Origin of the sequence: Comamonas sp. C11, from assembly GCF_024496285.1 — a bacterium.
Classification (GTDB): domain Bacteria; phylum Pseudomonadota; class Gammaproteobacteria; order Burkholderiales; family Burkholderiaceae_C; genus Comamonas; species Comamonas testosteroni_F.
Window position 1 is genome coordinate 2,241,478 of sequence record NZ_CP101743.1, and the last position, 21,931, is coordinate 2,263,408.

The following is a 21,931-nucleotide window of genomic DNA, read 5'->3' on the forward strand; positions in this document are numbered from 1 at the left end:
GGGTTCCGGGTTGCACACTATCAAGGAGACAAGCCATGATCGAGATGAGTCTGACGAAGGAGGCACGGCGCATCCGGCGCATTGCGCTGGGCGACCTGCTCTACCGCAGTGCGCGCAAGTTTGGCGGCCGCACGGCGCTGGTCGATGGTGCTGAGCGCATCAGCTATGACGAGCTGGATGCGCGAAGTTCGCGCTTCGCGCACTATTTGCTGTCGACGCTGGGTACGGGCAAGCAGATCGGCATGCTGTGCGCCAATTCCATAGACATGGTGGTGGCCTGCAATGCCATTCACAAGGCGGGGCAGGTGTGGGTGCCCGTCAATATCAAGCTGGAGGTATCGAGCATCGACTACATCCTGCGGCATGCTGAGGTGTCGGCAGTGGTGCTAGATCAGGAGTTGCTGGCCCTGCCCGGACTGGCCGAAATTCTGCAGCAATTGCAAGTGCCGCTCATCATCACGCGCCTGCAAATGCAGCAAGGACTGCCGGGCATATCGCTGACACAGGCCGAGGCAGGCCAGTCCGATGCTTTGCCCGAGGTTGATATTGACGACAACCAGGCGGCCTTGCTCATGTATACCAGCGGTACCACGGGCAATCCCAAGGGTGTAGTGCATTCCCATCTGTCGGTATACGCGGCGGTCAAGGGCAATATCGACGAGATGAAATATGGCGAGGCCGATGTGCTCAGCGGCTGGTTGCCCCTGTTTCATTGCGCCCAGCATGCGCTGGTGCAGACTGCGCTGGCGTCAGGCGCTTGCACCGTGCTCACGCGACAGTTTGTGCCGGCGGAGGTGGGGCAGCTGGTGATGAAGGAAGGTGTGACGATCTTTGTCGGGCTGCCCCTGATGTATGCAGCGGTGCTGGCCGATCCGGGTTTTGCGCCTACCACCATCCGGCAATGCATCTATGCCATGGCGCCTATTCCCAAACCCTTGATCGCCCAGATTGCGCAGCGCATGTGCCGCAATATCTCGCTAGCCACTGGGCAGACGGAGATATACCCGGCTACCATGACTTTTTACCCTTTGCTCAATGCCGAATGCGATGCCAATTTCTGGGGGCGCTCTCTGAGCACTTGCGAGACCGCCGTCATGGATGACGATGGCAATCTGCTGGGGACCTGCCAGGTCGGCGAGATCGTGCATCGCGGCCCCAATGCCATGCTGGGCTATTTCAAGGATCCCAAGGCGACGGCCGAGGCACAGAAGTTTGGCTGGCACCATACCGGCGACCTGGGCATGTGGGATGAGCAGGGTCGCATGGAGTTCATAGATCGCAAGAAGGACATGATCAAGACCGGTGGCGAGAACGTCGCCAGCGTGAAGGTTGAGGCCGTCGTGCTGGCTCACCCGGACGTAGCTGCCGCTGCCGTGTTTGGTCTGCCGCACCCTCACTGGAGCGAGGCGGTCTGTGCCTTTGTCATGCGCAAGCCGGGGGCTCAGGTGGATTCGGAGTCGATACTGGCCCATTGCCGCAATCATCTCAGCGGCTTTGAAGTGCCAAAGCTGGTCCATTTTGTGGAGGCCTTCCCGTCCACGGCGACGGGCAAGGTGCAGAAAAACGTGATGCGACGCCAGTTCGAGCAGGTGGCCAGAGAGCTCTGGGGCACCTGATATCCGGACTTGCTCCGCAAATGCTGCCAGGGCCTGCAAAAGCAGGCCCTGGTTTCACTCTGCGGTTTCCTGCGTCCAGGACAGTACCGGGTCGGCGCGTGTCTCGATGAGCTTGTTGCGGGCCTTGAGCAGCGGGTCCAGCATCTCCGGCTGAGGCACGATCCAGTATTCACCACGGTCAATGGCTGCAAAGACGCGGCTGGCGAACTCCTCGGTGTCCATACCGTTTTCGTCGAGCATATGGGTCATCATGCCGTGAAACTGCGCCGACGCCGCGTCAGGTGCTTCCCGGAAGATGGCGGTCCTGACGGGGCCTGGTGCCAGCAGCGAGACCTTGATTTGCGGCTCAATGGCCGCGAGTTCGCCAGCCAGACCTTCGGTCAGCGCCACCACTGCGAACTTGGTGGCGGAGTAGGGAGCCATCATGGCGCTGGGCAGAAAGCCGCCTACCGATGCTGTGTTGATGATGCGGGCAGGCCGGTTGGCTCTGAGCAGACGCGGCACAAAAGCGCGCAGACCATTGACGATGCCGTTGACATTGACTTGCCAGGCCTGCTGCCACTTGGCATCGCTGATCTCCCAGCTATTGCCGGTGCTGAGAACGCCTGCGTTGTTGAACAGCAGATCGACCTGACCGAAAGCTGCATAGGCCTTGTCGGCCAGCGCATCCAGCGACGCCTGACTGGTGACATCGGTGGCCACGGCCAGGGCCTGATCTCCAAGTTCCTGGGCGATTTTCTCCAGACCCGGCTGGTCGCGGTCTGCAAGCACGACCCTCATTCCAAGACTGACTGCCTTTCTGGCAAGGCCTGCACCAATTCCACTGGCGGCGCCGGTGATGACTGCAACTTTCATGATTTCCTCATTGGCTGAATTCGAATGAATTAAAGCATTCCCGGCATATCTGTATTTCCCGCGAATTCCCGCTTGACAGTTATTGAAGGTGTTTACAGTCTTTATTGACTGATTAAATTAAAAGATGAAATGACCTGCTTGACATATAAAAAACCTGGGCACAGTACGTCCGAATGAATTAATGGTTTTTACTAGGGACTGTAAACACAAACTTATTTTGTAAAGAGGAAAACTCAGAGTGATTTGAACTTGAAAAAAACAAAGAATCGCAATCCTCATCGCCAATTGGTGGCGGTCAGCCAGTATTGAGGTTTGAAAATGAATCCATTCATCAGTGGTTTGGAAGGAAAAGTGGTTCTGGTTACAGGTGGTGCCTCGGGCATAGGCCTGGCCAGCGCCCAGGCCCTGGCAGCCAGCGGAGCCAAGGTGGTGTGCGCCGATCTGCAGCAAAGCCAGGATTTGCCGCAGGGCTGCGAATTTCGCAAGCTTGACGTGAGCAGCGAGAAGCTGACCAATGAGTTGGTTGCTTACATGCTGGACCGCTATGGGCAGGTTGATGGGCTGGTGACTTCTGCTGGCATTTCCCGCGTGGGTGATCTGGAGAGCATGCTCTTGCAGGAGTGGGAGCAGGTACTGCAGGTCAATTTGACGGGGACCATGCTCAGTGCTCGTGCCGTGGCCAGCCACATGAAACAGCGCGGTCAGGGCTCCATCGTCACCATCGCCAGCATCAACGGCATGCTGGGCAACCCGACCAATCTGGCCTATTGCACCTCCAAGGGGGCGGTGATCCAGATGGTGCGCAGTCTGGCAGCGGATCTCGGTCCTTATGGGGTGCGGGTCAACAGCATCAGCCCCGGCTATATCCATACGCCCATGACCACCATGCTTGATGAACTGCCTGTAGGCCTGGCTTTCGAGGCCATGCATTTGCTCAAGCGGGCGGGCAGGCCGCAAGAGGTGGGTAATGCCGTGGCATTTTTGCTTTCCGATGTTTCTTCATTTATTACCGGGGTCAATCTTCCGGTAGATGGCGGATTCTCTGCAGCAAAAGTAATTAATATTTAAGGAATTCCAATGAAATATGACGTCATAGTGATTGGCTGCGGAATGTCCGGCATTCTGGCTGGTATTCATCTGAAGAACAGCGGGAAGAAATTCATTATTCTGGAAAAGGCCGGGACATTAGGGGGAACCTGGCGGGATAATACTTATCCAGGCCTGACTTGCGATGTGCCATCGCACGCCTATACCTATTCTTTCGAGCCAAACCCCGAATGGTCTCGGGTACTTCCACCCGGAGCCGAGATTCAGCAGTATTTCGAAGGCGTGTTCCAGAAATACGGTATTGCCGATTTTTCGCAGTTCGGCACCGAGATCACGCGTGCCGAATGGACTTGCGATGCCTGGACGCTGCAGGATCAGCATGGCAAGCAATACCAGGGCAAGGTGGTGGTTGCCGCCACAGGTGTGCTGCACCACCCCAACTATCCGCAGATCAAGGGCCTGGAGGAGTTCGAGGGGGACACGATTCACAGTGCGCGCTGGGATCATTCGGTACCGCTGGACGGCAAGAGGATCGCCGTCATCGGCACGGGATCAACGGGCGTGCAAATTGTCTCGGCACTGGCGTCGCGTGCCAGGGTGCGGCATTTTCAGCGCACGGCCCAATGGATTTTCCCGGTCGAGAATCCAGCTTTCAGCGAAGAGCAGCGTGCCGAATTCCGCAGCAACCGCGATCTGCTGGTTTACCTGCAGCGCGAACCTACTTATGTGGCCAATGTTGAACGCTTTACCGAGGGTGTGCTGGATCCGAATTCGGAACAGATTCAGGAAATTCAGAGAATCTGCCAGGACAATCTGGATGGTTCTGTCGCAGACGCAGCCCTGCGTGAAAAACTGCAGCCTCATTACCGGGCTGGTTGCAAGCGCCTGATTTACTCACCCGACTATTACAAGGCGATCCAGCATCCCGATTCCGAGCTGATCACCGAAGCTATTGCCAGGGTCGAGAAACAGGGAGTGCGTACCAGCGATGGCGTGCTGCATGAGGTGGACGTCATCGTCCTGGCCACGGGATTCAAGACCGACCGCTATGTGCGCCCCATGGATGTGACGGGCCTGAACGGAGCCACGCTGGAGCAGGCCTGGAGCGATGTGCCCACGGCATACAAGTCCATCTCGGTGCCGGGCTTTCCCAACTTTTACTTCATGAACGGGCCGACCTCTCCCGTGGGTAACTTCTCGTTGATCGATACCTCGGAAATGCAGTGGGGCTATATCTCGCAGCTGATAGAGCGTGGCCAGCAAGCCGGTGTGGCAGGGCTTTCGGCCAGGCCCGAAGCCCTGGCTCACTACGACCAGGAGCGCTTGCAGGCCGCCAAAGGCTCGGTCTTCGGCTCGGGTTGCAATAGCTGGTATCTGGACAGAAACGGTGTGCCCAACACCTGGCCCTGGTCGCAGTCGCGATTCAGGCAGGAGATGAGTGCGCCGGTGTGGCAGGACTATATCCACCACCAGACCGAAGAGCTTGTGGCCTGAGTGCCACCTTGCGCCCGTCCTGATCGGGCGCTCCATCAACTTCAAGGAGTCCCAATGCAGATACACCCCGAAATGGCTGCCGTGCTGGAGCAGTTCAAGGATGCTCCGCCCATGGATTTTGCGGCCACTCCGGTGCCCGAACTCCGCAAGCTCATGGACCACATGGCCTTCCAGCCTGCCGACCTGCCCATGCATGAGGTGCGTGAGATCGACATCCCCGGTGGCGACGGCCAGCCGCTCAAGCTGCGCCTGTACCGTCCCGGCACCGCGCAGGCAGCGCCGGTCATGGTCTATTTTCACGGCGGTGGCTGGTGCATAGGCACGCTGGAAACGCATGACAACCTGTGCCGCCACCTGGCGCGCCTGACCGGCATGAATCTTGTGTCGGTCGATTACCGTCTGGCTCCCGAGCATGTCTTTCCCGCCGCGCTGGACGACGCCTATGCCGCCACGCGCTGGGTAGCGCAGCATGCGGCCGAGCTGCATTGCGATGCGCGACAGCTGATGGTGGCGGGTGACAGCGCGGGGGGCAATCTGGCCGTCGCCACCTGCCTGCGCGCAAAAGAAGACGGCTGGAAAGGCATAGCCCAGCAACTGCTGTTCTATCCGGTCTGCGATGCGCATATGGATGCGCCATCACATGCGCTTTATGGACAGATGCCGTTTCTCACAACCGAAGCCATGGCCGCGATGTGGCGTCACTATCACCCTGTCATGCCTGCACATCCACTGGCATCCATCATGCAGTACCCCGATCTCGCCGGTTTGCCAGCAGTGGTGCTGGTGACTGCAGAGCTGGACATACTGCGCGACGAAGGAGAGGCCTTTGGCCTGCGCCTGCAGCAGGCCGGCGTACCCGTTTCCAGCCTTCGTGCGCAAGGCATGTTGCATGGGTTTGCCAACTTCAGCACCCTGGTGCCGGCAGTGGCAAAGTTGCTGCAAGAGGCTTGTGCAAAGCTGTCTTTCGGCAAGATATCGGCGGTTGGACAAGCCTGATACATGCAACTGTTCATGTATACAGTTATGTGTGATGGACGCCTCAGTTTTATCCCCGCATCATGTGGACGCTCTTGTGGAAAACTATGCTTTCAAGCCTTGAAACCCGCGCCAGATGGTGCTTTGCACGGATTGCCTAAAAAATAGACGATTTGATCAAGGGGATTGAGTCAAGGGTTTTTACCAGTGGTTCTGAGGCTGTAAAAAAGCCCGCCAACCGTTGCCGGTCGCGGGCTTTTTCTGTGGGCTCAAACGTGCTCAGGAAAGTTGCTGAGGCGTTGGGCGTGTGCGGTAGAACTGCATGGGAGACTCTTTCATTTCCTTGGCATGCTGGTTGAGCACTGACTTCTTCATCTTGCCCACCACATGCATCTCGCAGGGCTTGCAGTCAAAGCGCAGTGTGAGCTTTTCCTTGCCGTTGATCAGCTGCAGCGGCTCTGCCTTGATGGTGCCCTTGACGCCGATCACGCCCTTGGCCTGCTTGGGGCACAGGCTCATCGAGAAGCGCACGCAGTGCTTGGTGATCATCAGCGAGACTTCGCCTTCTTCTTCCTTGCTCTCGTAGGCGGCGTCGATGATCTTCACACCATGCTTCACATAGAAGTCATGGGCCTTCTGGTTGTAGACATTGGCCAGATAGGTCAGCGTGTCTTCAGGAAAAGGCACGGGCGGCTCCACGGGCTTGGCGCGGGGCAGACGCACAAAGCCGTCGGCGCGGGCCTGCTCCAATGCGGCAACGGCATCGCGACGCAGCTGGTTGAGCACCGAGGCGGGTACAAACCAGGGCTGGCTCAGGCTCAGTGAAATATCGTTCACTTCGAAAACCGTCGCGCCAAATCGTCCCAGTTGCTCGCGCAGCGTGGCTTCTGCCTTGGCTGGGTCGGTGGCGCTCTGGTGCTCATGCGCGATGGCGGCAGCCCCGACAAAGCCGTCCTCATCGGTCAGCGTCAGCGCGAAGCCGGCAGCAGCTTCCTTGAACTCGGCCCACAGACCGATGCGGCGTTCGCTGGACTTCTTCTCCAGTGTGCGCACCCAGTCCATATCGCGGTTGCGGTTGATTTCCAGGCCCTTGCGCAGATCCTTGAATTCGGCAATCTCGTTTTTGGGGAAGACACGCCAGATGCCTTTTTTGGCACTCACGCACTCGGCACGGTTGATGTGCACACCCACCAGTTCCTTTTGCAGATCGTAGTAGCACAGGCCGTCGCCGTTGTGCAGCTCGGCAGCCTTGTCGCTGGTCTCGATCTCGAACCATTTGTCGCCGACCTGGGTCACCCAGCCGATGGCACGACCCGGTGTCTTGGGCGTGTCGAAGGCGCCGATGTCATCCTTGCGGCCGTTGACGAAGTAGTCGGTGAACTCGCGGTTGAAATTCTGGTCCGGATCGGGTTCGAACGAGAAGGTGGTGCGGCCTGAGGACGAGCGCGCCAGCGGCTGATCCGAGAACTCGCGCTCCTCGATGATTTCGTCGAGCAGCTTGCGGTAATGGGCCGTGATGTTCTTTACATAGCCCATGTCCTTGTAGCGGCCCTCGATCTTGAAGCTGCGCACGCCGGCATCGATCAGGGCGCGCAGGTTATCGCTCTGGTTGTTGTCCTTCATGGACAGCACATGCTTTTCGTGCGCGATGATGCGGCCGCTGGCGTCCGTAACCTCATAAGGCAGGCGGCAGGCCTGGTTGCAGTCACCACGGTTGGCGCTGCGTCCGGTATGAGCATGGCTGATGAAGCACTGGCCCGAGTAGGCCACGCACAGTGCGCCATGCACAAAGTATTCGATGGTGGTGCGGCTCGGGTCTGTCGCGGCGCGCACGGCTGCAATCTGCTTCAGATCCAACTCGCGCGCCAGCACGATCTGCGACAGGCCGGCGTCCTGCAGAAAGCGGCCCTTCTCGGGCGTGCGGATATCGGTCTGGGTGGACGCGTGCAGCTGGATGGGCGGCAGGTCCAGTTCCAGCAGACCCATGTCCTGGATGATCAGCGCATCGGCGCCGGCGTTGTAGATCTGCCAGGCCATATCGCGCGCGCCCTGCAGTTCATCGTCGCGCAAGATGGTGTTGAGCGTGATGAAGATGCGGCTTCCGAAGCGGTGGGCATGCTTGATGAGCCGCTCCAGATCGCGGATGTCGTTGCCTGCCGTCGCGCGCGCGCCAAAGGCCGGTCCGCCGATATAGACGGCGTCCGCGCCGTGATTGACGGCTTCGATGCCGATATCGGCGTCGCGCGCCGGGGACAGGAGTTCGAGCTGGTGGGGCAGGAGAGACATAGGGGCAGGATTATCTCAGCAAGCCCCGGTTTCGGCACAGCGGCGGGTAATCGCCCGTATCAATGGCCGCGTGGGCTGAATGTGCGCGGAAATACCACGGGCCCGCTGCGGTCCGCCAGCCGGTAGCCCATGGCGGGGCGGTTCGACACGCCTTCCACATGGCCGGCTTCGACCAGAAAGTTCGCCGCCAGCATGCGGGTGCGAAAGCCGCTTTTGTCCACGCTGCGACCCAGCACGGATTCATAGACTTGCTGCAACTGGGGCAGGGTGAAGGGCTCGCTCAGCAAAAAAGCGGGCAGCGAGGTGTATTCGACCTTGCTGCGCAGTCTCTCCACAGCAGCCTGCAAGATGCTGCCATGGTCAAACGCCAGTGCGGGCCTGCGCAGTAATTCATCCACTTCGAACCATGCCACATCGGCCGCATTGGCGCCTTTGGTCAGTTGCAGCTCATGGGCGGGAATCAGCGCAAAGTACACATGGGTGGCTGACCAGCCACGCGGATCACGTGCCGCGCCGCCCCAACTGCCAAGCTGCTCCAGATAGGGGCTGTCCACACCCGTCTTCTCCCTGAGCTTGCGCGCGGCGCAGGCCTGCAGATCGGCATCGAGATCCACATTCACAAACCCTCCGGGCAGGGCCCATAGGCCGGGAAATGGATCGTCTTGATGACCTGGGCGTTGCACCAGCAATACATTCAAGCGGCCTTGCGCAATCGTGAAGATCACCACATCCACCGTGGTGTAAGGACGGGGAAAGTCCGGCGCTGGCTTGGAGTGATGCTGTGTAACGCTCATGAATCAGGCTTGACGGGATGAAGGATGGGTTGTATTGTACAACTTGCATAAGTTGTCCAATGCAACTTATGCAGAAACGTCCAGGCAGGCCCTGGCTGCCCTGCAGCGCAAGCAGCTGTCGATAGCCAGGCAGGCCGCCTGGAGCAAAGAGAAAAAGAGAAAAAGAGAAAAAGAGAATGAAAAACCAAAACACCACCACACGCAGCAAATTCCTCAGCCTGGTGCTGAGACACAGTCCCGAGACCATAGGCCTCAAGCTCGATGATGCGGGTTGGGCTCAGACCGATGAGCTGCTGGCCTGTCTGGCACGTTCCGGTCGACCCACCAGTCTGGTGGATTTGCAGACCATGGTGGCTGACAACAACAAGCAACGCTATTCCTTCAGCGCGGATGGCAAGCGCATACGCGCCAACCAGGGGCATTCCATCAAGGTCGAGCTGGGCCTTGAGGCAAGGCGCCCTCCGGCAGTGCTCTACCACGGCACGGCCACGCGTTTTCTGGACGCGATCTTCCATGAGGGCCTGAACCGGCAGTCACGCCACCATGTCCATCTGTCGGAAAGCGTGGAAGTGGCCGCTCAGGTCGGCAGTCGTCACGGCAAGCTGGCCCTGCTGCAGGTGGACGCCGCGCGTATGCAGGGCGAGGGCCATGTGTTCTATCGCTCCGACAACGGTGTGTGGCTGACCGATGTCGTCCCGGCCAGATATCTGCTGAAGCTGCCATCATGAAATTTGCAAAAATCATAGCGCTCGACGCAGATGGCGTGCTGCTGGACTACAACCTCGCCTATGCCTCAGCCTGGGAGCGGGTATTTGGCGAGCGTCCGGTGTTGAAGCAGCCTGACGCCTACTGGGCGATGGAACGATGGGATGTCGCCAGCCTGCAGGGCGAGGCTCTGAACCGTTTTCGGACCAGCCTTGATGCGCAGTTCTGGTCAAGCATTCCCGCGATTGCAGGTGCGCTCCAGGCTTGCGAGCAGCTGTGCGCCGCTGGTTACGAGCTGGTCTGTGTGTCGGCGATCAAGCCGCAGTTCGCCGAGGCCCGGCAGCTCAATCTGCGGCGGCTGGGTTTTCCGATCTCGCGTGTGATCGCCACCAGCGGCCGTGCCGATCCAGGTCCCAGCCCCAAGGCACAAGTCCTGGCGCAGTTGCAGCCCCTGGCATTTGTCGATGACTTTCTGCCGTATTTCGACGGTGTGGATGCCCGGATTCACAAGGCGCTGGTGCTGCGCGAGCAAGGCGGGTCGCCCAATACGGGGCCGGGTCTGCAGGCCATTGACTCCACTCACGACACTCTGTGGGACTTTTCCCATTGGTGGCTCAATCAATATCAAGAGGAACAGACATGAACCGAGATTACGAAATTCGATCTGTAGCCGATCTGGTGGCCCAGCTCGACCAGGGCTACCGCCCCAAATACCTTTGCTTCTGGGGCCATCAACCCGAAAAGAATGGCTTGGTGGGAAAGGGCTGCCTGAGCCAGTGGTTTCCTGCTCCATTCACCGTCGAAGGAGACCGCTTTGCCACGGCAGAGCATTTCATGATGGCAGGCAAGGCGCGGCTGTTCGGGGATGAAGAGGCGCGCGCGCAGGTGCTGGCTGCGCCGTCTCCGGCCAGTGCCAAGCAGATAGGGCGCAGCGTGCGCAATTTCGACGAGGCACGCTGGAAGGCGGAGTGCTTCGATATCGTGGTGAGCGCCAGTGTGGCCAAGTTCTCGCAGAACCCGGCCATGGGGGAGTTTCTGCTGAGCACCGGCGAGCGTGTGCTGGTCGAGGCCAGTCCGCGCGACCGCATCTGGGGCATCGGCATGGGCGCGGCCAATCCCGACGCCGAACAGCCGCGCAAGTGGCGCGGACAGAACCTGCTGGGTTTCGCGCTGATGGCCGCGCGTGCGCAGCTGAGAGCCGGACAATGAACACGCTGGAACGTTTTGAAGGTGCTCTGCTGGGGCTGGCCTGTGGTGATGCCGTGGGTACGACACTGGAGTTCCGGGCGCGCGGCAGCTTTGCACCGCTGACCGATATGGTGGGGGGCGGGCCGTTTTCGCTGAGGGCCGGACAGTGGACGGATGACACGTCCATGGCTTTGTGCCTGGCCGAGAGCCTGGTCGTCAAAAGCGATTGCGATCCCCGGGATCAGATGACGCGCTATGCCAACTGGTATCAGTGGGGCTACTGGAGTTCCACCGGCCACTGCTTTGATATCGGCATGGCAACGCGCGAGGCGATACAGCACTATCTGCGTACTGGCAATGCGCTGGCGGGCAGCGAGGATGCGCGCAGCGCAGGCAATGGCTCGCTGATGCGGCTGGCGCCGGTGGCCATGGCGTATGCCCTTGATGAACAAAGAGTGCAGGAGATGGCGGCGCTGAGCTCTCGCACCACACATGCGGCTGCGGAGTGCCTGGATGCCTGCCGTCTGTTTGCCGTGGCATTGAGCCGCGCCCTGCGGGGTGAAGGCAAGAAGCAGGTGCTGGATCTTGCCGCGCTGCCGTTTGGCAGCCCGCGCATCGCCGAAGTTGCACAAGGCAGCTGGCGCGGCAAAAGCCGCGAGCAGATCCAGAGCTCGGGCTATGTGGTGCACAGTCTGGAAGCAGCTCTGTGGTGTTTCGACCGGCACGAGAGCTTTGAAGCCGCCGTGCTGGAGGCGGCCAACCTGGGTGACGATGCCGACACCACTGCGGCCGTTGCCGGCCAGATTGCGGGTGCATTCTGGGGGCGCAGCGGCATTCCAGCGCACTGGCTGGAAAGACTGCATCAGCAGGCCGATATTCGCGCGCTGGCGCAATCGATTTATGCGCTGAATCAGGTACTGGCACGATAGATTTTGCGTGGCCATGCACCCTTCGCGGGAGCTGTTCACACCTTGCAAGTAGGTCGCAGGCCCCTGGTTGTCGCAGCGCAGGTCGCGAAAGCCGCTCCGAGCCTGCATGGTCTGCGGGTACCTGTGGCCGTGGTGAACTTGCCGGCCTCCAAAAAAGGCTTGCCCTGCAGCCAGGAAAGTCCGGCGCAGCGTGCACCACCCCTGTCAACGCGGCACAATCGAGGCGCTGGGCCGACGACGGTGCAAGAGCATGGTCGGCATGCTTCAGCCGAAATCCGAAATATACCCAGCAGCCGGAGCCTGTGCTCAACGCCGGAAGAGTCGGGCCTGCTCGGGCTTGCTAGCAATTGCTCCAATGGAGTTCTGGTCCTTAGACTCCAGGGTTTGCCCCTTCGCTTGCACATTGAGCTGGTATCGCAGGCTTTGCCGCTACGCTTGAGGCTTTGGCCTGACGTAGGCTTGCGTGCCACAGCCTTCCGCTTCATCAAGGAGAAAGCATGTCCATGACTGATCGCTCGGCCCAGAGCCGCCGTGTTCGCACCTCGTCTGCCCTGAACCTGGCCCTGGTCGCTGTGTCCCTGACGTCCGCCCATGCAGCGGATGCGGAAAAGCCTCTGGTGGTGCGCATCGCCCATGGCGGACCGCTCTCCGGTCCTATCGCTGCCTTGGGCAAGGATGAGGAAAACGGCGTGCGCATGGCGATTGACGAGCTCAACGCCCGCAAGCTGCAACTGGGCGGCCGTCCCGTGTACTGGAAGCTGGAGGCCGGCGACGATGTGGGCGACCCCGGCCAGGCCACGGCGCTGGCACGCCGCTTCTGCGACAAGAAGGTGGCAGCCGTGGTGGGGCATCTTCAGTCGGGCACGACCTTGCCGGCTGCCAAGATCTACAACGACTGCGGCATTCCCAATATCACCCCTGCAGCCACCAATCCCGCGATTACCGAGGCAGGCTATGACGACACCTTCCGCGTCATCGCCAATGACCGGGCCATGGTCAATGCCCTGCTGGACTATGCCGTCAGGCACCAGGGCGTCAAACGCATCGCGATCGTGGACGATCGCACGGCCTATGGACAGGGTATCGTCAAGCTGTTTGAAGCCGCAGCTGCCGAGCGCGATGTGCAGATTGTCGACAAGCAGTACACCAGCGACAAGGCCACGCAGTTTTCGTCCATTCTCACGGCCATCAAAGGCCGTAAACCCGATGCGATCTTCTTCGGCGGGCTCGATGCGCAGGCCGGTCTCATGCTGCGTCAGATGTCGCAGCTGGCCATGAATCAGGTGAAATTCCTGGGCGGCGATGCGCAATGCTCGGAGCGTCTGCCTGCCATGGCCGACAAGGTGCCGGCACTCAAGAATGTGGTTTGCGTGATGAGCGGCAGCTCCCTGGGCAATATGCCCGGCGGTCTGCTCTGGAAGCAGAAGTATGACCAGCGCTTTCCCGGCCAGTATCAGGTCTACAGCCCTTACGCGTATGACGCGACCATGGTGCTGGCCAAGGCCATGCTGAGTGCCGATTCAGCCCAGCCCGAGGCCTATCTGCCCCGCTTGCGCCAGACGCGCTACGAGGGGGTGACGGGGACGATTGCCTTTGATTCACAGGGAGAGTTGCAAAGCCCGCGGGTCACGCTTTATGGCTATGACTCCGGCGAGCGCAAGGAACTGGTGGTCAGCGGTCATTGAGCAGTATCGGTGTGGCTTGAAGGAATATCTGCCAAGCCTTCGTCTGTCAGGCGCATATAGCTATGGATTTTGATGTTTCCGTGCACGAACACTTCATGCACCAGGCACTGGAGCAGGCGCGCTGCGCCGCCGCTTGCGGCGAGGTGCCGGTGGGGGCCGTGGTCGTCAAGGACGGGCAGGTCATAGGCCGCGGCCATAACAGCCCGCTCTCGGCCCAGGACCCCACGGCCCATGCCGAGGTGCTGGCCCTGCGCGAGGCTGCACGGGCTCTCGGCAATTACCGGCTCGAGGGCTGCACGCTGTATGTGACGCTTGAGCCCTGCACCATGTGCAGCGGCGCCATGCTGCATGCGCGTGTGGATGCCGTGGTCTACGGTGCGGCCGAACCCAGGACCGGTGCGGCGGGGTCGGTGCTCGATGTCTTCGGCTACCCCGCCATCAACCACCAGACGCAGGTGCTGCGCGGCGTGCTGGCCGCGCAATGCTCGGCGCTGATGGCCGAATTCTTCCAGCGGCGACGCCAGGAAAAAAAGGCGCAGCAGCCGTACCCGCTCAGGGACTGGGCGCTGCGCAATGCCGATGAGGCGTTTGCCGACCTGCCCGCCTGGCCCTGGCAGTCGCAGTGGCGCAGCGACCTGCCGGCGCTGCAGGGCCTGCGCCTGTCCGTAGTCGATGAAGGACCTGAGGATGCTGCGCTGACCTGGCTGTGTGTGCATGGCAGCCCGGGCTGGGGCTATGGCTTCCGGCATCTGATGCCCGATTTGCTGGCTGCCGGTCATCGCGTGGTGGTGCCCGATCTGCCGGGTTTCGGCCGCAGCGACCAGCCCAAGAAAGACAAACAGCACAGCGCGCAGTGGCATTCGCAGCTCATCGTCGAGCTGATTGAGACGCTCAACCTGCGGCGGCTGGTCCTGGTCGGGCAGGGCGATGGTGGCCGTCTGGGTCTGGCTGCAGCGCAAGCCCTGCCAGAGCGCTTTGCTGGCGCGTGGCTGATCGGTACCTGGCCGCTGAACACGCAGCCGCAGCAGCGTCAGCAATGGTTTGAACAGGCAGCGCGCAAGCCTGGCTGGGATGTGGCCAGGGCCATGGCCGAATTGGAAGGGCGCAGCAATGCCGAAGAGGCCCGCGCCTGGAATGCCCCGTTTGTGCAGCCCGGCCATCGTGCCGCAGTCAAGGCCTGGCCGCGCCTGCAGACCAAGCTGGCTGAGCCGCCCGCCGATCTGCTGATGCATTGGGCGCTGACCGACAGATTGTGGCTGCAGCCAGCAGCCACTCAGCAGCTCGTTTCTGTCGCGCAATGGCAGGCCGCCTGGCTGCAATCCGTGCCGCAGTTGGCGGCGCAGGGCAAGGTCTGGCGGCAAACCCGGCATGGCGCTCCGGTTCCTGCAGCACAGCAGGGCGGCGGTGCAGCGGCTGTGGAATACTTTGCGCCGTAGCCCGATCGGTCCGTCCGGCGGAGCAAGAATCTGAACTAGGACTTACGCAAACCAGAATGCAACAAGGGCTCGCCTTCTGAGGCAGTCGCCCGGCCTGAACCAGTTTTGCGTAAGTCGTATGAACTTCTGAATCTGCGGATTCACTCACTTTTCATGGAGCATGCGGCCGATGGCCGCATGAAAAGGCTTTGGCAACCTCGCGCAAATCCCCAGCATCCACTGCAGCGTCCCAGCAGCAAGATCCGCAGCACCACGCTCACTCGCACGGGCATGAGCCGGCTCATCAGGCACATGTGCATGACGAGCACTGCAGCCATGAGCACGGTCACCACGATCATCACGACCATGTGTACAGCGCCGACGGCAGCTGCTGCGGCCATGATCACAGCCATGGCGGCAAACACATCTATATCTATTCGCCCTCGGGTGCGGTGCGCGACAAGGCAGCCTTCAAACGCGGCATCAAGCTGCTGGAGGCCCTGGGCCACGAGGTGGAGGTCGATGTCGATGCACTGGCCAGCAGCCAGCGCTTTGCGGGTGACGACGCCACCCGTCTGGCTGCTATCCACCGTGCAGCGGCCAGTGGGGCCGATGTGGCGCTGATTTCGCGTGGCGGCTACGGTCTCACGCGCATCCTGCCGGGCATCAAGTACAAGACTGTGGCCAAGGCGATTGCGGGCGGCACCAAGTTTGTCGGCCTCAGCGACTTCACGGCTTTTCAGCTGGCCATGCTGGCACAGACCGGTTCGGTCACCTGGGCGGGCCCCGCGCTCAATGCCGACTTCGGTGTGGACAGCAAAAAGACCGGCGAGCCCGTGGACGACATCATGCTGGACTGCTTCGAGGACCTGCTCAGCGGCCAGGGCGAGGGCGCTGGCTGGCAGATGCCCAGGATTGGCGAGCTGCCCAATGGCAAGCCCCAGCTCAAGGACTTTTACGTGCCCGGCGGGGCCACCTTGTGGGGTGGAAATCTGGCGGTGCTGGCGTCCCTGCTGGGCACGCCTTACTTCCCGCAGGTCGATGGCGGCATTCTGTTCATCGAAGACGTGGGCGAGCATCCCTACCGGATCGAGCGCATGCTGACGCAGCTGCTGCTGGCGGGCGTTCTGCAAAAGCAAAAAGCCATCGTCTTTGGCCAGTTCACCGAATTCAAGCTCACCACGCATGACAAGGGCTTCAAGCTGCAGACCGTCATCGACTGGCTGCGCATGCAGCTCAAGCGCCCCGTGCTGCAAGGCCTGCCCTTCGGTCATGTGCCCACCAAGGTGCTGCTGCCCGTGGGGGCGCAGGTGTCGCTGTCCGTGGAAGGGCGGGATGCGCTGATCTACTGGGGACATGTCTGACGGCAGATTGCCGCTGAGGCTGCTGGGGGCGTCGCCAGGGGCCTGCGCCTTGTGCTTGCACCTAAGCAATCTCTGTGTGATAGCTGTTAACGCCGGCTGCATATGAGCTGAATGCCAGTCTGGCTTGTATTTTGAGATCGGGAAGGACGCACGCATGGGCAAGACTGCACTGCAGTGGACCGAGGAAATGATGGCCCTGCTGGGCCAGGAAAAAGACGCCGTGCTGGCCGAACGCTGGGGAACATCGGCCAAGACGGTCAACCTCAAGCGCAATGCACTGGGTATTCCTGCCTTCGGGCATTTCCAGTGGACGCCGCAAGCGCTTGCTCTGCTGGGGCGGGAGGCCGATGCCGAAGTGGCAAGGCAACTGGGTATCAGCAAGGCCAGCGTGGTAGCCAAGCGCACCGAGCAGGGCATTGCCTCGGTAACGGGCGCTGCTGCCAGCAGCGCTTTTGACTGGTGCGACGAGGCTGTGGCTTTGCTGGGCACGGCATCCGATGCCAGGATTGCCGAGCAACTGGGCCTGAGCCGCCTGACGGTCTACAACGCTCGCATCGCCAGGGGTATTGCCGCAGCGGGTCGGGGAGCGGGCAAGAGTCGCGAGCCATGAACCGCGCCGACGCGCCAGTGACCGAGCCGGGGCTGAGCCGGCCGCAGGTCCTGCTGCGCGCGGTATTGCTGGGTTGGCTGTGGCTGGCGGCCCTGGCCGGCTTTTCCCATCTGCTGACGCGCTTGCCGCCCTGGGGCTGGCTGCTTGCAGTCCTGCTGCTGGTGTTGCTGCCAGCCTGGGGGCATTGGCTGCTCCTGATGCTGCGCAAAAAGCTGCTGCACTTGCAGTTCGCGCCGCAGGGGCATATCGGCCGCTGGCTTGGCGGCGGTTGGTGGCCGGCCTGCAAGGCATTGGCACTGGCCTTGCTGCTGTGCACCAGCTCACTCTGGCAGGCCTGGTTTCTGGCGTCCTGGGAATGGGGGCTGCTGGCGCTGGCTCCCTTGCTTTATGCCTTGCTGGCCTGTGGCATGCAGGCGGGCCTGAGGCGAGAGTTTTCATCCGCGGCCTTTGCCTGGGCCTGGGCTCAGCGTGGCGCCGGCTGGCTGCTGCTGGTGCTTCTGGGCGGGGGCTGGCTATGCGCCATGGCCAGTCAGCAGGATCTGGGGCGGGGGCTGGCCCCTGGCATGGAGCCCGAGGCATTGAATCATGCGCTGGCCCAGATTCACGCAGCGCCCTCTGGCCTGGTGCGCTGGGGGCTGGATGCCCTGCTGGCCGTGCAGCTGGCGAGTGGCGCCATGGCCGACCTGCCTCAAATGCCCGTCCTGCGCCTGGTGCTGCTGGCGCTGTTCGGCCCGGTAGGCGTGCTGCTGTGCCTGGGGCGCGCCATGCAGGGGGCATCGGCTTCCTCGGCCCTTTTGCTGCAGGCCAGGCCTTCGGGGGCAGTGCGCAATGCCGCCTCTTCGCCGGTCGCCTCTTCGTCGGCCGCGCCTTTGCTGGCCCTGGTTGCCGTGCTGGTGCTGGGCATTCTGGTGCAGACCACGGCCGTCCTTGATGGTCTGGCCCGTGCGCAGGAGAGCCCGCTGGCACTCAAGCGCCTGCCCGGGTGCGAGCGCATCGGGCAGCAGCTCTACCGCCTCGGCACGCTGGACGTCACGCGCCAGCAGGTCCTGCAACTGCTGGGCCGGGTCCAGGCCGGACAGGCCCTGTGCGAGAGCATCCCGCAGATGAACCGGCAGCTGGATGCCGCCGTCGAGCGCTATCTGGACTGGTATTTCAGTCTGGGGGCGGAGTGGGGGCGCATCCTCAGTCTGCTCACGGGCGATGTGAGCCAGTTTCTGCAGAACAAGCTCAGCGAAATCCTGGGAGCCACACCGGGGCTGGAGGGCTGGATGCAGACTTTGCAAAAGCAGGCACTGACCAGCGGTGCCGCTCTGGCCGAGGGCCAGCAGCGCATCGAGGAAACCCTGGCACGCCATCATCTGGCCCTGAGTCCCGAGCAATGTCTGGTGCGTGCTGAGGTGGCCAGCCTGCCTGCGCTGGAGCTGCTGGGCGATGCACGCCAGCGGCTGACGGCCAGCGCCCTGGTGGGCACGGGGGGCGGTGCTTTTGCCGCAGCCGTCGCGGGCAAAGCCATGGCCAAGGCCTCGATGAAGGCTGCCAGCAAGGTGCTGGCCAAGGCCGCTGCCAAGCAGGGTCTGGGCAAGGCCGGGGCCGCGGTAGCCGGTGCGGCCGTGGGCTCCGTCGTTCCCGGTGTCGGCACGGCCGTGGGGGCGGTGGCGGGTGCGGTCGCCGGTGTGGTGCTGGGCGTGGGGATTGACTGGGCGGCACTTTATGCCGAAGAACTGCTGACACGCGATGCCATGCGTGCCGATCTGCGTGCCGCGCTGGGTGAGCAGCTGCAGGGCCTGAGCCGGGCCATGGGCTGTCCATAGTCGACTCCGCAGTCGGGCGGGTGCTGCGCCATGAGCCGCAAAAACCTGTGCTGCGGGTGCTGTCTAGGGCTGCATTCCATCGAGCGCAGGCGTACAGTGAAGTTTCGCTGCAGGAGTTGCATATGCTCAATTACTCCCTCATGAAACCCGAAGGCATCTTGCTGCTGGAGCCCCATGGGCCCCTGACCGAGCAGGATTTCGACGGCGTCAGCCAGGACGTGGACGATTTCCTGGCCGAGCATCCCAAACTACATGGGGTGATGATCCAGTCCAAGGACTTTCCCGGCTGGGAAAACTGGGCCGGCTTCAGCGCCCATATGGGCTTTGTCAGAGAACATCGCCATCAGGTGGAACAGATCGCTCTGGTGACCGACAGTCATCTGGCGGGCATGGCCGAATTCTTCGGCAGGCATCTCACGCATGCCGAGGTCAGGCATTTCCCGTTTACCGAAGATGCCAGGGCCATGCAGTGGCTGCATGCGGCCTGAGCCGCCTGTATGAATCAGCCAGGCAACTTTGCCGCCGAGCAGCGGCAGAGTTGCCTGGATCATCCTATCCCTGCTTTCGGTGGCCGGTCGCCGCGCTTGAAGCATTCGCGCTGGCGGCTGCCTGCTGCGGGGCCTGTGCGTAGCGCTTGAATTCCATGGTGTAGGTGGCTCGGCCCTGTGTCATGGAGCGCAGATGCGTGGCATAGCCGAACATTTCCGATAGCGGCACCTCGGCCCTGATGGTCTTGCCGTCGCCCGCGATATCGTCCATGCCCTGCACGGCACCGCGGCGCGAGGACAGGTTGCCCATCACGGCGCCTGCGTATTCTTCGGGCGTCTCCACCTCGACGGCCATGATGGGCTCCAGAATCACCGGGTCGGCTCTCTTGCAGGCTTCCTTGAAGCCCAGGATGGCGGCCATGCGGAAGGCCTGCTCCGAGGAGTCCACCTCGTGGTAGGAGCCGAAGGTCAGCCGCACCCGCACGTCGACCACCGGGTAGCCGGCCATAACGCCCGAGTTCATGGCTTCGCGCAGGCCTTTTTCCACGGCAGGAATGAACTCGCGCGGAATCACGCCGCCCTTGATTTCGTCGACGAACTCAAAGCCCTTGCCCGATTCCAGCGGCTCGACGGCCAGCACCACATGGCCGTACTGGCCCTTGCCGCCGGACTGGCGCACGAACTTGCCGTCCACATCGCGGACTGCTTTGCGAATGGTTTCGCGGTAGGCCACCTGGGGCTTGCCCACATTGGCGGCCACATTGAATTCGCGTTTCATGCGGTCGACGATGATCTCCAGGTGCAACTCGCCCATGCCGGCAATGATGGTCTGGCCCGATTCCTCGTCGGTGCTGACTCTGAAGGACGGGTCTTCGGCCGCGAGGCGCGCCAGTGCCTGGCCCATTTTTTCCTGGTCGGCCTTGCTCCTGGGCTCTACGGCCTGGGCGATCACGGGTTCGGGGAAGGAGATTTTTTCGAGCACGATGGGCGCTTGCGGATCGCACAGCGTCTCGCCCGTGCTCACGTCCTTGAGGCCCACGCAGGCCGCAATGTCGCCGGCGCGGATTTCGTCGATCTCCTGGCGTGCATTGGCATGCATCTGCACGATGCGGCCTATGCGCTCCTTTTTACCCCGGGTCGGGTTGTAGACCAGATCGCCCTTGGCCAATACGCCCGAGTAGACGCGTACAAAGGTCAACTGGCCCACGAAGGGGTCGGTCATGAGCTTGAAGGCCAGGGCGGCGAATCTTTCATCGTCGCTGGCATGGCGTATCAGCGTGGTGCCGGCGCTGTCATCTTCGCTATGACCTTCGACGGCAGGAACATCGAGCGGCGAAGGCATGAGCTCGACAATCGCGTCGAGCAGACGCTGAACGCCCCGGTTCTTGAAGGCCGAGCCGCAGAGCATGGGCTGAATTTCGGTGGCGATGGTGCGCAGGCGCAGGCCGGTGATGATGTCCTCGGCACCGAGGTCGCCACTGTCCAGGTATTTTTCGGTCAGGGCTTCATTGGCCTCGGCAGCAGCCTCAACCATCTTCTTGCGCCATTCCTGTGCGCTGGCCAGAAGCGCTGCGGGGATCTCCTGGTACTCGAATTTCACCCCTTGTGACTCGTCGTCCCAGAAGATGGCCTTCATCTTGATGAGGTCGACCAGACCATGAAAATCGGCTTCGGCTCCGATGGGGATGACGATGGGAACGGGGTGGGCCTTGAGGCGGTCCACCATCATCTGGCGCACACGAAAGAAGTCGGCTCCCACGCGGTCCATCTTGTTGACGAAGGCCAGGCGCGGCACCTTGTACTTGTTGGCCTGGCGCCAGACGGTCTCGGACTGCGGCTGCACGCCGCCCACGGAGTCGTAGACCATGACAGCGCCGTCGAGCACGCGCATGGAACGCTCGACCTCGATGGTGAAGTCCACGTGGCCGGGTGTGTCGATGATGTTGATGCGATGGGCCGGGAAATTGTGCTCCATGCCCGACCAGAAGGCCGTGGTGGCTGCTGAGGTGATGGTGATGCCGCGTTCCTGCTCCTGCTCCATCCAGTCCATGGTGGCAGCGCCGTCATGGACTTCGCCGAGCTTGTGGTTGACCCCGGTATAGAACAGTATGCGCTCGGTGGTGGTGGTCTTGCCGGCATCGATATGCGCGGAGATGCCGATATTGCGATAGCGCTCTATGGGCGTGTGGCGAGCCATGATGACCTCCCTGAAACACAGTTATGAAACTGAAGCGCCGGCACCAGGGTTGCGGAGCCGGCAAGCAGAGGAAATGCATCGGAAATACTAGAGAGATGGCTACAAACTCACTGCCAGAGTGGGTATGGCCCGTGGCATAAAACCAAAAAGCAGGCCGTGGCCCGAGGCCTGTAGCCTGGCAGGCATCCGGCTTTCCCTTCATTCAAGAACAAGGACTTGTGAACATGACAGAGCAGAGTATTCAGACAGCCGCCCACAAGATGGTCTACATCCTGGTGGTGGAGCAAAGCTTGCGTGCTGGCGAGGCAATGAGCGAGAAAGCGCTCGCTTCCGACCTGCAAAAGCATGGCATCGGCGAAGGCGAGGGTCAGTCTGCGCTGGACTGGGCCGTCGCCAGGGGCTGGCTGCAAAAAGCAGGCGGCGAGGTGCGCTTGACCGAAGCCGGCTTCGATATGAATTTCACACAGTAGCG

The 21,931-nt window shown here is 61.6% G+C and carries 19 protein-coding genes; 15 read left to right on the plus strand and 4 right to left on the minus strand.

The genetic code is table 11. The annotated features are described in order from the left end of the window. The first annotated feature begins 35 nt into the window (after window positions 1–35). Complete coding sequence (locus NOX35_RS10305) at window positions 36–1,616, plus strand: class I adenylate-forming enzyme family protein (protein WP_182286590.1); 1,581 nt, start codon at window positions 36–38, stop codon at window positions 1,614–1,616. A gap of 54 nt (window positions 1,617–1,670) precedes the next feature. Here the strand turns inward: NOX35_RS10305 and NOX35_RS10310 are convergent, their stop codons facing one another. Further along, on the minus strand, window positions 1,671–2,471 hold the full coding sequence (locus NOX35_RS10310; RefSeq protein ID WP_182286591.1) for an SDR family oxidoreductase: 801 nt from the start codon (window positions 2,469–2,471) through the stop codon (window positions 1,671–1,673). Window positions 2,472–2,789: 318 nt separating this feature from the next. On the opposite strand from NOX35_RS10310, the gene NOX35_RS10315 reads away from it, so the two are divergent. The 3 genes from NOX35_RS10315 to NOX35_RS10325 are packed head-to-tail and all read left to right on the plus strand — an operon-like array spanning window position 2,790 to window position 6,008. Next, window positions 2,790–3,539: an SDR family NAD(P)-dependent oxidoreductase gene (locus tag NOX35_RS10315; RefSeq protein WP_182286592.1), complete on the plus strand. Its 750-nt coding sequence runs from the start codon at window positions 2,790–2,792 to the stop codon at window positions 3,537–3,539. 9 nt (window positions 3,540–3,548) lie between these two features. Further along, the gene (locus tag NOX35_RS10320) at window positions 3,549–5,012 is read left to right on the plus strand and encodes an NAD(P)/FAD-dependent oxidoreductase (protein ID WP_256496567.1); all 1,464 of its coding nucleotides are present in this window, start codon (window positions 3,549–3,551) and stop codon (window positions 5,010–5,012) included. Between the two features lie 54 nt (window positions 5,013–5,066). Continuing rightward, window positions 5,067–6,008: an alpha/beta hydrolase gene (locus NOX35_RS10325; RefSeq protein ID WP_256496568.1), complete on the plus strand. Its 942-nt coding sequence runs from the start codon at window positions 5,067–5,069 to the stop codon at window positions 6,006–6,008. Between the two features lie 258 nt (window positions 6,009–6,266). On the opposite strand, the gene NOX35_RS10330 is transcribed toward NOX35_RS10325, so the two are convergent. Both NOX35_RS10330 and NOX35_RS10335 read right to left on the minus strand, forming a co-directional pair. Continuing rightward, complete coding sequence (locus NOX35_RS10330) at window positions 6,267–8,273, minus strand: U32 family peptidase (RefSeq protein ID WP_256496569.1); 2,007 nt, start codon at window positions 8,271–8,273, stop codon at window positions 6,267–6,269. Between the two features lie 59 nt (window positions 8,274–8,332). Beyond that, a complete protein-coding gene (locus tag NOX35_RS10335; protein WP_256496570.1) occupies window positions 8,333–9,067 on the minus strand; it encodes an NUDIX domain-containing protein in 735 nt (244 codons plus the stop codon). A 176-nt stretch (window positions 9,068–9,243) separates the two neighbouring features. On the opposite strand from NOX35_RS10335, the gene NOX35_RS10340 reads away from it, so the two are divergent. From NOX35_RS10340 to NOX35_RS10385, 10 genes are all read left to right on the plus strand, one after another. Next, window positions 9,244–9,795, plus strand: a complete 552-nt coding sequence (locus NOX35_RS10340) for an RNA 2'-phosphotransferase (RefSeq protein WP_256496571.1) — start codon at window positions 9,244–9,246, stop codon at window positions 9,793–9,795. Then, window positions 9,792–10,415, plus strand: a complete 624-nt coding sequence (locus tag NOX35_RS10345) for an HAD family hydrolase (protein WP_256496572.1) — start codon at window positions 9,792–9,794, stop codon at window positions 10,413–10,415. Before NOX35_RS10340 ends, NOX35_RS10345 begins: the two co-directional genes overlap by 4 nt. Further along, a complete protein-coding gene (locus NOX35_RS10350; protein ID WP_256496573.1) occupies window positions 10,412–10,981 on the plus strand; it encodes an NADAR family protein in 570 nt (189 codons plus the stop codon). The genes NOX35_RS10345 and NOX35_RS10350 overlap by 4 nt, the downstream gene beginning before the upstream one ends. Further along, the gene (locus tag NOX35_RS10355; protein ID WP_256496574.1) at window positions 10,978–11,889 is read left to right on the plus strand and encodes an ADP-ribosylglycohydrolase family protein; all 912 of its coding nucleotides are present in this window, start codon (window positions 10,978–10,980) and stop codon (window positions 11,887–11,889) included. The genes NOX35_RS10350 and NOX35_RS10355 overlap by 4 nt, the downstream gene beginning before the upstream one ends. 497 nt (window positions 11,890–12,386) lie before the next feature. Beyond that, window positions 12,387–13,574, plus strand: a complete 1,188-nt coding sequence (locus NOX35_RS10360; protein ID WP_256496575.1) for a branched-chain amino acid ABC transporter substrate-binding protein — start codon at window positions 12,387–12,389, stop codon at window positions 13,572–13,574. A gap of 62 nt (window positions 13,575–13,636) precedes the next feature. Then, window positions 13,637–15,010: a tRNA adenosine(34) deaminase TadA gene (tadA, locus tag NOX35_RS10365; RefSeq protein WP_256496576.1), complete on the plus strand. Its 1,374-nt coding sequence runs from the start codon at window positions 13,637–13,639 to the stop codon at window positions 15,008–15,010. Window positions 15,011–15,303: 293 nt separating this feature from the next. After that, window positions 15,304–16,353 carry an LD-carboxypeptidase gene (locus NOX35_RS10370; protein WP_256496909.1) on the plus strand — a complete coding sequence of 350 codons (1,050 nt, stop codon included), beginning with the start codon at window positions 15,304–15,306 and terminating at the stop codon, window positions 16,351–16,353. A 154-nt stretch (window positions 16,354–16,507) separates the two neighbouring features. Beyond that, window positions 16,508–16,963: a hypothetical protein gene (locus tag NOX35_RS10375; protein ID WP_182286603.1), complete on the plus strand. Its 456-nt coding sequence runs from the start codon at window positions 16,508–16,510 to the stop codon at window positions 16,961–16,963. Continuing rightward, window positions 16,960–18,774: a hypothetical protein gene (locus tag NOX35_RS10380; RefSeq protein ID WP_256496577.1), complete on the plus strand. Its 1,815-nt coding sequence runs from the start codon at window positions 16,960–16,962 to the stop codon at window positions 18,772–18,774. The genes NOX35_RS10375 and NOX35_RS10380 overlap by 4 nt, the downstream gene beginning before the upstream one ends. A 122-nt stretch (window positions 18,775–18,896) precedes the next feature. Then, the gene (locus NOX35_RS10385) at window positions 18,897–19,262 is read left to right on the plus strand and encodes an STAS/SEC14 domain-containing protein (protein ID WP_256496578.1); all 366 of its coding nucleotides are present in this window, start codon (window positions 18,897–18,899) and stop codon (window positions 19,260–19,262) included. Between the two features lie 64 nt (window positions 19,263–19,326). Here the strand turns inward: NOX35_RS10385 and fusA are convergent, their stop codons facing one another. Further along, window positions 19,327–21,459 carry an elongation factor G gene (fusA, locus tag NOX35_RS10390; protein WP_256496579.1) on the minus strand — a complete coding sequence of 711 codons (2,133 nt, stop codon included), beginning with the start codon at window positions 21,457–21,459 and terminating at the stop codon, window positions 19,327–19,329. Window positions 21,460–21,683: 224 nt separating this feature from the next. Between fusA and NOX35_RS10395 the strand changes: the two genes are divergently transcribed. Next, a complete protein-coding gene (locus tag NOX35_RS10395; RefSeq protein ID WP_182286607.1) occupies window positions 21,684–21,929 on the plus strand; it encodes a hypothetical protein in 246 nt (81 codons plus the stop codon). The last annotated feature ends 2 nt before the right edge of the window (window positions 21,930–21,931 follow it).

Excerpts from the sequence above, each read along its gene's own strand:
- NOX35_RS10305 (WP_182286590.1), top strand. The coding sequence starts at position 36 with ATGATCGAGATGAGTCTGACGAAGGAGGCACGGCGCATCCGGCGCATT.
- NOX35_RS10330 (WP_256496569.1), bottom strand. The coding sequence starts at position 8,273 with ATGTCTCTCCTGCCCCACCAGCTCGAACTCCTGTCCCCGGCGCGCGAC.
- NOX35_RS10315 (WP_182286592.1), top strand. The coding sequence starts at position 2,790 with ATGAATCCATTCATCAGTGGTTTGGAAGGAAAAGTGGTTCTGGTTACA.
- NOX35_RS10385 (WP_256496578.1), top strand. The coding sequence starts at position 18,897 with ATGCTCAATTACTCCCTCATGAAACCCGAAGGCATCTTGCTGCTGGAG.
- NOX35_RS10350 (WP_256496573.1), top strand. The coding sequence starts at position 10,412 with ATGAACCGAGATTACGAAATTCGATCTGTAGCCGATCTGGTGGCCCAG.
- NOX35_RS10345 (WP_256496572.1), top strand. The coding sequence starts at position 9,792 with ATGAAATTTGCAAAAATCATAGCGCTCGACGCAGATGGCGTGCTGCTG.
- NOX35_RS10335 (WP_256496570.1), bottom strand. The coding sequence starts at position 9,067 with ATGAGCGTTACACAGCATCACTCCAAGCCAGCGCCGGACTTTCCCCGT.
- fusA (WP_256496579.1), bottom strand. The coding sequence starts at position 21,459 with ATGGCTCGCCACACGCCCATAGAGCGCTATCGCAATATCGGCATCTCC.
- NOX35_RS10355 (WP_256496574.1), top strand. The coding sequence starts at position 10,978 with ATGAACACGCTGGAACGTTTTGAAGGTGCTCTGCTGGGGCTGGCCTGT.
- NOX35_RS10375 (WP_182286603.1), top strand. The coding sequence starts at position 16,508 with ATGGGCAAGACTGCACTGCAGTGGACCGAGGAAATGATGGCCCTGCTG.
- NOX35_RS10380 (WP_256496577.1), top strand. The coding sequence starts at position 16,960 with ATGAACCGCGCCGACGCGCCAGTGACCGAGCCGGGGCTGAGCCGGCCG.
- NOX35_RS10395 (WP_182286607.1), top strand. The coding sequence starts at position 21,684 with ATGACAGAGCAGAGTATTCAGACAGCCGCCCACAAGATGGTCTACATC.
- NOX35_RS10320 (WP_256496567.1), top strand. The coding sequence starts at position 3,549 with ATGAAATATGACGTCATAGTGATTGGCTGCGGAATGTCCGGCATTCTG.
- NOX35_RS10360 (WP_256496575.1), top strand. The coding sequence starts at position 12,387 with ATGTCCATGACTGATCGCTCGGCCCAGAGCCGCCGTGTTCGCACCTCG.
- NOX35_RS10310 (WP_182286591.1), bottom strand. The coding sequence starts at position 2,471 with ATGAAAGTTGCAGTCATCACCGGCGCCGCCAGTGGAATTGGTGCAGGC.
- NOX35_RS10340 (WP_256496571.1), top strand. The coding sequence starts at position 9,244 with ATGAAAAACCAAAACACCACCACACGCAGCAAATTCCTCAGCCTGGTG.
- NOX35_RS10325 (WP_256496568.1), top strand. The coding sequence starts at position 5,067 with ATGCAGATACACCCCGAAATGGCTGCCGTGCTGGAGCAGTTCAAGGAT.
- tadA (WP_256496576.1), top strand. The coding sequence starts at position 13,637 with ATGGATTTTGATGTTTCCGTGCACGAACACTTCATGCACCAGGCACTG.